Here is a 12,421-nt window from a genome sequence, read left to right as displayed (position 1 = left end):
CGACCTCTAAGCTATACGCTATGAAACAGGAATCCCCCTCCGAAGTGCCGAAGGCCGTAGGTGGGGGAGGATGTCAAAGCCTTATTAGACAATAATTCGCCATGCTTACTTACTGTGGCAAACCTGGACAACGTTTTTAGCTAAATCGTTACCAATAATGCTCTTATCCATAATGAAACCCTCTCAGCGAAATATCCTTATCACAACGTCTAGTCTAGTGGTTGTGAAGGGCAGGTATCGATGACTCTCTCCGCACCTTAGCCGTTATCACCCTACTTTGTATATATACTCCACATAACCCCTTGCAAAGCCAAGAGCTTCTTTGCCCCTTCCCCACCGTCGAACTGTCGGGTTTCGCCTTTCTTCTTTTTTCTTTTTTTTTCTGTTTTTTTCTTCTTTTTTCTTGCCCTTGTTCGGGGGTCTATCAATGGGTTCTGTTGCGGTGGCAGGGGAGTTATTGGTGTTATTTGGTTCCGTGGCACGGCTGTTTATCTGTGGTATAATTGTGCGGTATATATACGATGTGAGGGTGATATGGACAAGGATAGCCCAACCGATGAGGCGGTCGTGACCTATGGCGATGTCCGCCAGTGTTGCGATCAATCTCTCCTTATGATCAACCAGCTCTACGGCCTGCTTGCCTCCACCGAGCTGGTGGACGCCAAACTCTGGCAGGTGCCCCCTACCGACCGGGAGCCGCAGGATAGCATTGAATCCGTGACACCGGTAGCCGTTGAGTGCCGCGATAAATTTGACCTGCTTGATATTATGCGCGCGCACTGGTTGCCCCAGCATGTCAGTGGCGATAACCCCAAGCTCCGTGCCCCGCGTTTGGTTGGGTGGTACCACGTCGATGGTGACCCTGTCCTGCTTACGCGTATTGCCCGCCACCGCGCAGAACTCAATGCCAATAAGCAAAAGCTACTGAGGCTGACCAAGCGGCTCTATCCTATCAAGCACGAGCGTGAGCGCTTTTTGGAAACCGACAGCTTGTTCAAACCGCTTATCATGCATTCGGTACACCGCCAGTTGCCGGCTTACCGAGAAGATCCGCTGGCCATCGCGAAACGCTGCAGCTTTTCGTGGTCTAGCCACCAGCAAAAGCCCACCGCCTTTGCCAGCAACAAGGAATGCTTGGATTGGCTCGGCCGCTATTACGGTGACCATGCCAACTACAAGCACTGGCAAGAGCAGATCAACGATACCCGCACCCACGGGCTGCAATGGGTACACCACCAGCCGGTGCCTGTGCACCCTGTCCAGAGTATTACCTGGCTATGCCCTTCGCTTGCCGAACTCACGGTTAGGCGGCACAACAAATGCCATACGCCACTACTTGTACTCGGCAGCACACCGTTTAAATCCAGACCTTTATTGCCTTACTCACTGGCAGATCAAAAGAACGGTAGCAAAGGGGTGTCGGCACTTGTCCCTGTGATCAGGGATATCCGCCTCTCATTGCGTGAGCCACCGAAGGAGGCAAATAATGGCGATTGATTTACCTCGCGCGCCTAAAAGGTATTTCACGACGCACAGCTGCTTGCAGCTCAATACCCAGTTCAACCGCAATGGGATCATGACATTAGGGATCGAGCTTATGCCCATGGCTGGCGGCCGGATGGATGTCAGCCGTAAGCTTATCTGGCAGTGCTCGATAGCCGAGCTCTGGCAGATAGCCCGCGTGCTCTTCAAAGCACAGCCCGAAGCGCACTTTAGCTACCATGGCACCGACAACAACAAGTCTTTGAAGGTCGCCAACAGCGACAAGGGTGCCGGTGGTTTTGCGTTCATGCTTCGTAAAGGTCGCGAAGTGAAATATTATCAGATCTGCACTGAGATGGCGCGGATTGAGGTGCAGGCATATATCGCTTATATCCTTGAAAAAAATGAGCAAATGAGCTTTGAGCAAGTCCTGCTTATGTGCAAACATGGTGGTTAGCGAAAAACGTTTGGCATCGAGACTGGCCTGTTATCCAGATTAACGACAAGCATACACATAAGCATGCACTATGCCCCATAGGCGATGGTGGCATCAAATAGGATGGAATCAATGCAGCTTGCGGAAAATGACCACCAACCTGTCTTTTACCTTGATGAATACTCCTACCTTGAATATTGGCCTCATCGCCTCGCATCAGCTATTCGGGAGAATAGCGATCGGGAGCATGATGAAGATTATGCGTTCCAGCTATTGAAAAAGGCGATGAATACTTCGCTGGCGGCATGGGATCTTGACCGCTCTCTTCACCGCAGCCCACTGAGCGCCACCGATATCGAACGCATGGTTGAGTCGCTGCAGGGTGCGATGATCTTCAGCCAGCACCAGAATGTGGATGTGAGCTGGTTCAGGGAGTCTTTAGAATCGATAGCCGAAGAGCGGGCGATGACGATCAAAAGCCGGTTTATTCTCTACCGTGTTGAAGCAACGTTTGTTGAAGAAGATGAGTCGGTTGAACCGATGTCGTATTTTGAACCTGAATGCGACGAGCCCGAACTTTATCTTGTCGATCAGCTCAACGGTGAGGCTTGGCATATCTTGCCCGACTTGTTCCCTGGCTATGGGTGGGGCTACAACGCACTTCCGCAGTTTTCGGTCTCCCCGCTTTATGTCCATGCTAAACATCGTGGATTACGCAGCCAAGAACTTCAGCTCGCATGATGGAGGGACACTACGTTACCGATGACTCGAAACTTGAGCAACAATACTATAACGCTGTGGTAATGATGTATTACAGTTGCTACCTGCTTGATTAAGTGGATTGAGGGTAGCCATTTTGGCTGCCTTCTTCGGACCACTATTTGTCCTGGCGAACTTCTTTGACACGTCTAGTGAACTACTCGCCAACTAAAGTAGCGAGCTTCACTATCAACGAGTGAACGGCTGGTTTTATGCGCAAAATCGTTGCGTATATTTGCCTTTTTGGCGTGATAATCAGCTACGCGATTTTTAGTGCGCTGGCGACGGTTCGAGCCTTTTTGCTGGCGAGCCATTCTACGCTGTAACCGCCTAATATAATGCTCAGACTTCGCCATTTTCTTTTTCTGCGCGTCAGAAAAATCAAAGGTAGCCTCACCGGAGTGAACCGGAATTGTCACACCTCGGTCAATTCCGATCGTGTATTTCTCTAAGTACTCTCTAGTGACACCTTTCAGGAACTCTAAATGCTCTTCATTTGTGGATATACCCGTCAGCACGGAGCTGGACAAAAGCTTCTTAGAGTAATCACATAAATTAGGAAAACACGGATAACTTTTAGTATCAGAAAGTCACTTCGTGAAGTGTCCAGTCCCGCTGGTGCAGATCATGTGACCAAATTCCACATATTTGGTCACACGTATTAGTACTATAACTATGATGCACTACGCTATTCAATTGGAATACACTGCAGGGTTACTTCAAAAACAACTTTAAGGGACGTGCTATGTATAATCGAAAAAAGGGTTGGCCTTTAGCAGTTGCACTGATGGCGATATGTGCCTCGGGACTTCACGCCGAGATGATTGCTCCAGATCTAACCGGGGAGGCATTGCTAGATAAACTGCGCCAGGAATACAAACCACAGAATACCCTTGACTATCGCAATGCTCGCAAAGCAATGTTTTCGGAAGTTGACAATGAAAACGGCGAAGTGCGACTTATATATACTGGCGAATATTATCCGACTACGACCATTCCCGACCATAACATCGTCAATACAGAGCACACATGGCCACAATCCAAATTCAAAGGGTCCCGAGACGGCTCTATGATGAAATCAGATCTGCATCATCTCTATCCAACTTTCAGCAAGGTTAATTCAGAGCGCGGCAGCAAACCTTTTGCAGAAATCCCTGACAAGAAAACTCAAAAGTGGTGGGTGAATGATAAAGCCGTGAATGGTATCCCAACTCAAAACATCGACTCCTACAGTGAATCCACCAATGAGGAATTTGAACCTCGTGAAGACCATAAAGGCAACGTCGCTCGAGCAATGGCATACCTCTACACTGTCTATGACCTTCCTTCAGGCAGTAAACGCTGGTTTGAAAATCAACTCAACACCTTATACCAGTGGCATCTACTCGATCCCGTTGACACGAAAGAGCTCAAACGCACACAGGCAATTGCCGATATACAGGGAACGGTGAATCCCTACGTTGTTGATGATACATTGTTTAGCCGTGCCTTAATTAGCGAAACTTCCAATTTACCATCGCCGACCCTAAGTGAAACAATCGAAGTATGGGATGGAAGAAACAAGCTCAAAATCACCACTTGGAACCTTGAACACATGATGAGCCGAGAACGTTTTCTCCAATGGGCTGCGTTCTGTGGTCGGGATGACGTGAACTGGGATGACAATGTTGCTATTGCCAAAGGAAAGCCGCGTCATCTGACTTATTGCAACGCTCATAGTGGTTTGAATTGGCCAGCAAATGACAAACAGCAATCTCTACCACTCAGATCCATTGAAGCCTTCGAACAGAAAATTTCTGCCTTGAAAGAACGAGCTATCGAACTGGATTCTGATGTATACGCTTTTCAAGAAGTCAGCGATGCAAAGGCTATAGAAAGCATCCTGCCTCAAGGTGAGTATATCGTGATGTTTGAATCTGCTGATGGCGTACCTATGCAAGTGGGCTATGCAGTGCGCAAATCTCTGGCTAAACATGCCTCCTATCAGGTGGTGGACACTGTATCGGTTTGCAAGAAAGAAGATAGAATCAATATTCAAGACCCCGCTAGCTGCAAACCTTCAAGCTATCGTACTCGGCCAGGGCTTGAGTTGAGCTTAAATGTGAATGGAGAAGTGGCGAAAATGCTTAACGTGCATCTCAAGTCCAGTTGCCGTTCAGATCCTGTCAGCCAGCCGAAAGCCGGCGCATCTCAGCGAAAGATTGAGGGGTGTCAAATGTTACGAGACCAGGTACCGGCATTGGAGGATTGGGTTGACCAACGTGCGAGTAAGGGAGAGATGTTCATCTTGCTGGGAGACTTCAACAGAGACTTTGTAAAAGAGTTCCGTGACAAGATACCAGCACGTTTAGATGGCTCTAAATCGTCGGATTCTATCTTGCCAGATACCCAAATCGGTGCTGTGTTTCAAGAGCTAAACGATAATTCACCTGAAGGTGCAAAGCTACATTTGGAATGGCAAAAAATAGATGGAGAGTACAAATACGACTGTCCTTCCAAAGAGGGATATGCTGAAAAAGCGTATTCCTGTCACCGCGGTATCGATCACATTATTGTGGGCGATAGCCTCTTCAAGTCACTGGCTGACTCGCCGGATAAGATATATGCCAAAGGCGCTGATTACGGTCGAGCTGCGTACTGTGGCGACAACGCCAGGCCATCTGATCATTGTCCCGTAACTGTGGAATTGTCGATGCCAAATGTGATTAGTGAATAATGATTTCATCTACTTAATGCTCCATGCTCATGTCCCTTATTTGACAAGTGGCGGGGCATGAACGTGCCAAAAGTTATTACAGAACTGAGCTAGCCTTGCTAGCTCGAAGTTGGACAAAATCTTGTCAGTGCTTCTTCTAAACTAGCAGTATATGGATTACCGAGGGTATTGCAAACCTCTAATCTGGTGGCCAAATTTACTCATCCACTACAGTTAACCTGCAATGAGTTTGGCTATACTCAATAGCCACGATTAGACCACTTAATCTCACTGGCGAGATGCTACATCGGAATGACTGTTAGAATATTTCCGCCGGCGTAACGCGGCGGCCAGATGTTCCGATACCCCACCATCGGAATGACTGTTAGAATGGCGTTTAATTGATGCCGCTGAGGCCCACAGTTCCGATACCCCACCATCGGAATGACTGTTAGAATCCCACCGCCTGGATGGCAGTCATCAACATAGTTCCGATACCCCACCATCGGAATGACTGTTAGAATAAATGAGGCACACGAACTCGACTCTCCAACGTTCCGATACCCCACCATCGGAATGACTGTTAGAATAAGCGGGATCACTGCAGTCATAACAGAAATGTTCCGATACCCCACCATCGGAATGACTGTTAGAATATACCCCCGAGCAAGTCGATAGAGTCATGAGTTCCGATACCCCACCATCGGAATGACTGTTAGAATTGGGTTACAGCAATGGTGCCCATGGCCTACGTTCCGATACCCCACCATCGGAATGACTGTTAGAATGTTGCCCCCTGTCACCAAGCCGCCGATCACGTTCCGATACCCCACCATCGGAATGACTGTTAGAATGCCTTATCAATAGTCTCGACAATATTAGAGGTTCCGATACCCCACCATCGGAATGACTGTTAGAATACGTGGGAAGCACTGATCAGGTTATTGGGTGTTCCGATACCCCACCATCGGAATGACTGTTAGAATAAATAATAAGCGCTTTCACCGATATGTTCAGTTCCGATACCCCACCATCGGAATGACTGTTAGAATCGATGGAGCTTGTGTTATACATAATGCATAGTTCCGATACCCCACCATCGGAATGACTGTTAGAATAAATAATAAGCGCTTTCACCGATATGTTCAGTTCCGATACCCCACCATCGGAATGACTGTTAGAATAGAGAGATCACTGCCGAGCCCTGGAGCCGTGTTCCGATACCCCACCATCGGAATGACTGTTAGAATAGCACCGCACCAATCATCTGAGTTGGTGAGGTTTTTCCTTACAGCAAAAGGAACTGCTCTGGCGCATCTTGCGGCTTTGGCGTTTTAGCTTCACCATAAAATACATCGATCATTCCAAATTGTTTGTCAGTAAGATAAATAAAGGCTACTTTTGCGTCTTCAGGGATCACCTGCTCAATACGTTTACGCTCAGCATAAGCTGACTCCCTTGTAGCGAAATGCTTTGCATATAGTGAGTTCTGCCACTGTAAAAAATTACGCTTCAGCAAATAATTATGAAACACTTGGTAACCATGACGCCGCTCTGAATTTGTCATTGGGCAGTCGTACACTACAAATATCCACATAGCTCGCCATCCGCTGCTAGTCATAACTTAGTACCTAGGTATAGGGTAGAGTTAGCCAACTTGCTGCTGCTTTGCTTGGTCGATCTAGTATTCGACCTAATGATGAACAAGTGGCGTCAGCAGCCGTTGCAAGTCTAAATTGTTTTTGCCCTACCTGCAGCGGCTTGTAAATATCCGCCAGCATGGCTTTCTTACTAGTAGGGCTAATCTCACGTTCACAAAGTAACAAGTTTTGAGCTACTGCACGATCAACTACAAAACGGAATGGTTCCATTAAATCATCGACCAAGCACATTGGGTTTTCCTGATTCGCGTGATGTAAACCCCATTCAAGGGCGATAGCACGCCCACATAACCACTTAGCAAGCAGGCTTCTGATGATGGCATAACCAAAATTAAGGTGTTGATTGACTGGTTCGCTGCTATCACGCTTATGACGACGAAATTTTTTTCCAAACAGTGCAGACCAGTATATTCGAGCCGCTTGTGCTTCAATGTGAGTCGAATCGCCGGGTGTTACTTTCAGTATCATCGTAGCTAGCGGTTTCGCTTCTCTGATATTGCTAAGCTTTAAGGTTTCAGCTTGTGAACGAATTTTTGCCTTTACTATTCGTTGCCATAGCCGTGCTCCCAATGGGGATTCTGACAAGGTTAGCAAATTACGTAGTCGCTTTTTATAGTTATGTCTGGAGTTGGGTGGATGCCAATGAGCGAAGGGTAATTGCTGCTTGTCTAAAAAGGTGACAGTTGCTTTGCTTTCAGCCAGTGCTGCCAGCGCACTAGCAGTAATTGTGCTGGTATAGTGCAGTATCAAGCAATCTATGTCCTCTGGTAATACCCGCGCAACAATTTGGCGATATTGCTCGAAGATTATGCAGCTATCCTTTAAGTGTATATAGGTGGGCTGCTCAATGATAATCACCTGATTATGACTCATTTTCGAACCAGATCCTTAAACCTTGTTTTGCCAACTTTCACAGGTGCAGACCGGGTTCCTTTACATTGTTTCAATTCTTCCATGCATGCTGCCTCTACAGTATCAACAATGAGCATGTTGTTATCAAATGCTGATAGCTGGTGCACCAGCATATCTCGACCATCGAAAGTAACCGTATCTCCAATGAACACACAGCGATCATGAGGTGGTGTCTTCATAGAGTGATATTCAATACAAGTAAGAACTTTGCTCTGGTTTATGTCATCGTTATCGAAAAGTAGGCATGCATTTTTGTCGACTTGCCAAGCATGTTTATGCCACTGGTCATTTTGTTTGGTTTGGATAATGTAAGCACTGGCGGCTTTAGCCTTATATGCACCCGTCATACGATAGCATTGTGCATGCTTAATCAGATTTTGATTTTCATAGCTCGTGTCAACGACACCATACTGACTGTTTTCAGCTGCCCCTTCGACAGTAAACAAAGAAGATATTTGTGCTTTGGTGAGCCCTACAGGCAATCTTGTCTCAGCATCTAGAGGGTATTTCAGTTGGCGACAGCGTGAAGCGATATGTTGATAAAACAACTCACGGGTGCGTTCTGAAACTATTATTTCTAGTTTTTTTTCTAGGTCCTGAATATTCTTCGCGTCAGCAAAAAATCGTACTGGTTTGCGACGAGCAAGGTAATCCCCCACAACGGCACAAGGCTCTTCCTTAAAAAATTCTTTTGGTGGATTTTTATCAGGCGTATGATGCAGATTGCTGCCTATCACGAGCTCCTCCGCATCAGCGAGAAAGCTGCTATAGGGTAGCCCAGGTTTAAAGGCCTTCTTAAACAGTGTCGCTTTGCGGTAAGCCTGATATAGACTAGGTGAACTTAGAGCTACAACTAGTGCGTCAATTGCATGGTGCCGGTGATCGACACGTTTATCTATCCGAAGGATCTTACTTTCATTTCCATCATGGTTGAATCGTTGACTGGATCGCAAGCGCTGTTTTGCTTTAAGGTGATCCTCAAACTCATCATTAGTAATAAGTGCATTCACATTATTACCGCTTTTGTCGGTAATGACTTTCCAAACTGCTCGTCCTTCAGAGATGCGCACCTTGGGAATTACGTCACCCAGCCCCCAGGCATTACGTAATTTATTGGTGAGGCTGCCTTTAGTGAAAAACAGTTGTATTTTACTGGGACGAAGCCATTGGTTGAGGGCTCTTGCTATCCAACCTGTCGCCTGCATTTGAGCCTTGGCCCAAGTAACACTGTCATCATGCACTTCTGGGCGAACCGAGTCACCTAAAGGCTCAAATGCAAGTAGGTATGCTTTATGTTTACTATACCAACTTCCAGTGTTAGCCCGAAAATGCTTGACCATGTCCTGGAGTGCTTTCATTCGTTGAGCATCAGAGGCAAAAGCTGTCATAGGCCACCGGTCACCTTTGAGTTGATTACAATCACGGTGAGCGAGTACCAGCTCATGCATTTGCAAACCAATACCAGTTTCACGTTTTGATTGGATATGTTCAAAGTTGGTTTGGCTGCCATTTAGTGCCTCTTCAAACGATATTGGCCGAGGGCAGTATGGGCAGTTAAAACGCTGTTCTTGCCATAATTTGAAACGTTTGATGTTTCTTGGGCTAGCCTGTTCGTTTCTTTCTATCAATGCTAGTCCAGCTGCATTATTTAGCCTTTCATTCGCTTGCTGGCGTTGCTCCCATTCGGTGCGTTGTGCCGGGCTGAAACTAAGTTCTCGAACGGTTTCTATTATGATGCGCTTCGGTTGACCAAACTGGGCTAGCATAGATCTAACGACATATCCAGTTTGTCTCAGCGCTCGGTCTACAACCGGGTTTCCAGTGCGGACAGGTAGCGGATAATCTTTCCATGTAGACCATTTCGTTTTACTTTGTTCAATTAACTCCTCCACATAACGCAGTAAATCGTTGTGGTCTTGTTGTTTTATTGCCTTTAGCTCTTGCCAATGCTCTTCGATCTCTTGTTGCTCAACTCCCTCGCTGCATTCGAATAACTGGTATTTCAGATAGGCTTCAGCATTGCGCTCTGGCTCATCAGGATATATGAGTAGGTAATTTGTGAGGCTAGAGAGCATTTTTGTACAGTAGGAGCCTCGACCACTTTCAAGCCCGCAGTTACGCAAAGTCGGGTTGGGTATCACAGCTATCAGCTGCAAGACAAAGTCCAGTAACCCTTGCCATTCTAAATGATCCTTATAATCTAATTTTGCATAAGGCTTCGTCTTACTGAGATAATCCCTAACATTTGTAGCGTTGTCTGCTAATTGGTGGAATGTATCGTCAGATAGCAAGCGAAGCACTCGGTTCATATTGTTTTGGCTTAAGTGTTGCCATTGAGTTAGCAATCCGAGTTTGTCTAATGCTTTTAGCGTGGTATCGCCAATGCAGGCGCTTGTTTTACTGCGCTCATGGGAGAAATGACACCCATTAAAAGCTTCGCTTAGCCCTCTTTGGTCGAGGTGCTGTCGTATTTCCGCGTAAGTGATTTTACCTGATTCGGACAAAGCTTCCGGCGTTTGGAGTAACTGAATGATGGCATCACGCTGCATAGCTGTGAGCTTGACCTTGTTTTTACCATCAACCCAACGTAAATCTATGGCTGTTTTACATATTCGATAAGCCTGGTATTCGGGTGACGCAACCAGTGCCCTTTGGTGCCGTGCATCAATGCCGCATTGCCCAACAAGTTGTTCCGTTGGTTGAAGTGGATTCTGAAAAAAAAGATGTTCTACCAGAGGTTTAGTTAACCCATTCAACTGGGGATAATGACGGCACTGCACAGCCATTATCTGCCTTACCTCATCCTCATATTGCTCGCGAAGTGCTGAAAGGCCATGCTTCACCAAAAGAGTAGAGCAACCTTGTTTATTAAAATGATAAAGAAGTTGTCCGATAGTCGGATTAGAGATTTCTAAATCGTCCAGATGAGTTTGCAAGGCCTGATTTTGTTTACTTACAACTCCATCTGCATTGCTTAATGTCCCTTTGTACCCACGGTGTTTAGCGATACGTAGTAGGACAACACCTAGCTCTGATAATGAGACCTTCTCTTCTGCTGCCATGGCACGAAGTTTTGGTGTGCAACATACTGCGGCCATATCGGTGCTGGTAGTGATATTATTCGCCTCTAGCCATTTCACTAATGAGAGTTTGCGGTAAGCACGGCGATCAATCTGCCGACGTTGCTGCCCATGTTGTCGTCTCGTTGCAGTTTTACTTATAAAGCCTGACTTTTCATGGGTATAAGGTGGGCTGAATATTTGCGTACGATCACCTAGAATCCCTACCGGGTTCATGCCCTCGTCAACCGCAACTGCAACTGCAGAGCAAGAAGTCGTACCAATATCAAGACCTAACACATAATCAGTCAAAAAAATTTCTCCAAGTCAATTGAAGGTAAATTGTCAGCGCTCACCAGGTGCGATAGTGTACTATTAGATTATTGACGAAAGTCAGCTATATTGTAGTTATTGATAAAATTGTTAGCAGTTATTCCGATGGTGGGGACTATCGGCAATTAGTTGATAGCAAAAAATAAAACTTCTTTGGAAGTTTTTAAGGGTGTGCACCTCGGTACACGCCCTTTTTTAGTGCTTTGCTATGAATCATAAACCACTAATATTCAGTAATTTTTCTTACATCTCAACATATGCAGAACGTAAAGTTATAAATATATTGTTACTTTCAATTTTCATAGTACTGGGTGGGGGTAAATATAACTTTTGAAACGGTTCAGCCTTGGCTTATAACAAATAAGAATAGCTGTCGCACATCCGACAGCTTAATTTAGAGTTGAACGACCCGAGTTTGTTCTCTTTATTATGTAAATTGCGCTTTGTATTGGGTAGGGCCTTCTAATCAGTGGTTATTGAGGGATGAGAATGCCCTTGCTTGATGCCCCTGTTATGTCACACTTTCCTTTAATTCGTTTAGCATCACTGGGGATATGCTAAAGCCTGAGCTTTCTACGGCCTTGTCTACAATCGCTCTTAAGATCTCAAGTTTTCACAGCAAGTTAACTTCCTTTTGTTAAAAAGGAATTGTTGAGCCTTTCCCAGTAAAATCAAAATTTTGTAATAGTGACTCCAACCTTTATAGATCATCTGTATTGTTGAGTCGTAGGTAAGGTTATAAGTTTTGTAAAAGTGAGTTATTTCGATGTTAGCTTTGGGAAACTCACTGTAGTCAACGAAAGAGTTATCTGTACGACCTTCATCTCTTCCCTTCCAAAGCCTGCCTTCATACACCATTCGGTAAAACTTTATCAATTAGTAGTGAGTAGGAATCGTCTTTTGCTCTCAAGTATGCCGCTACGCAATCTACTTGTTAAGCTTCCTCTCCAGTTCTTGGAATGGTTTCTGGGGCTAACTTTTTATTTAGTACATCGAGTACAATTGAATGTAAGCGGGTAATTCTACCCACCTAGCTATTGAAGGGCCCTTTGCTATAGGGCAGCAGATCGCTGATATCACAGCC

General features: G+C 45.8%; 8 protein-coding genes and 1 CRISPR repeat array. Of the genes, 4 read left to right on the top strand and 4 right to left on the bottom strand.

Annotated elements, in window-relative coordinates:
* Positions 1–534 precede the first annotated feature (534 nt).
* From NHN17_RS24205 to NHN17_RS24195, 3 genes are all read left to right on the top strand, one after another.
* Positions 535–1,497 (top strand): DNA replication terminus site-binding protein, encoded by a 963-nt coding sequence (locus NHN17_RS24205; protein ID WP_255045229.1) that lies wholly within the window; start codon positions 535–537, stop codon positions 1,495–1,497.
* The gene (locus NHN17_RS24200; protein ID WP_255045228.1) at positions 1,487–1,939 is read left to right on the top strand and encodes a hypothetical protein; all 453 of its coding nucleotides are present in this window, start codon (positions 1,487–1,489) and stop codon (positions 1,937–1,939) included. Before NHN17_RS24205 ends, NHN17_RS24200 begins: the two co-directional genes overlap by 11 nt.
* Before the next feature lie 111 nt (positions 1,940–2,050).
* On the top strand, positions 2,051–2,659 hold the full coding sequence (locus NHN17_RS24195) for a hypothetical protein (protein WP_255045227.1): 609 nt from the start codon (positions 2,051–2,053) through the stop codon (positions 2,657–2,659).
* A 167-nt stretch (positions 2,660–2,826) separates the two neighbouring features.
* On the opposite strand, the gene NHN17_RS24190 is transcribed toward NHN17_RS24195, so the two are convergent.
* Positions 2,827–3,207: a transposase gene (locus NHN17_RS24190; RefSeq protein ID WP_255045226.1), complete on the bottom strand. Its 381-nt coding sequence runs from the start codon at positions 3,205–3,207 to the stop codon at positions 2,827–2,829.
* A 215-nt stretch (positions 3,208–3,422) separates the two neighbouring features.
* Between NHN17_RS24190 and NHN17_RS24185 the strand changes: the two genes are divergently transcribed.
* Positions 3,423–5,393, top strand: a complete 1,971-nt coding sequence (locus tag NHN17_RS24185) for an endonuclease (protein ID WP_255045225.1) — start codon at positions 3,423–3,425, stop codon at positions 5,391–5,393.
* A gap of 335 nt (positions 5,394–5,728) precedes the next feature.
* Positions 5,729–6,622: direct repeats of the CRISPR family, unit length 36 nt; unit sequence GTTCCGATACCCCACCATCGGAATGACTGTTAGAAT.
* Between the two features lie 38 nt (positions 6,623–6,660).
* On the opposite strand, the gene cas2 is transcribed toward NHN17_RS24185, so the two are convergent.
* The 3 genes from cas2 to cas9 are packed head-to-tail and all read right to left on the bottom strand — an operon-like array spanning position 6,661 to position 11,316.
* Positions 6,661–6,993, bottom strand: coding sequence for a CRISPR-associated endonuclease Cas2 (gene cas2 / locus NHN17_RS24180; protein WP_255045224.1), 333 nt, complete (start codon positions 6,991–6,993; stop codon positions 6,661–6,663).
* 10 nt (positions 6,994–7,003) lie between these two features.
* Positions 7,004–7,906 carry a type II CRISPR-associated endonuclease Cas1 gene (gene cas1 / locus NHN17_RS24175; RefSeq protein WP_255045223.1) on the bottom strand — a complete coding sequence of 301 codons (903 nt, stop codon included), beginning with the start codon at positions 7,904–7,906 and terminating at the stop codon, positions 7,004–7,006.
* Entirely contained in the window at positions 7,903–11,316 is a 3,414-nt protein-coding gene (gene cas9 / locus NHN17_RS24170) for a type II CRISPR RNA-guided endonuclease Cas9 (RefSeq protein ID WP_255045222.1), read from the bottom strand. The genes cas1 and cas9 overlap by 4 nt, the downstream gene beginning before the upstream one ends.
* Positions 11,317–12,421: the final 1,105 nt, after the last annotated feature.

The sequence above is a fragment of the Photobacterium pectinilyticum genome (assembly GCF_024357955.1).
GTDB lineage: Bacteria > Pseudomonadota > Gammaproteobacteria > Enterobacterales > Vibrionaceae > Photobacterium > Photobacterium pectinilyticum.
Note: the sequence above shows the minus strand (reverse complement) of the source record. Positions and strands in the feature narration are given on the sequence as shown.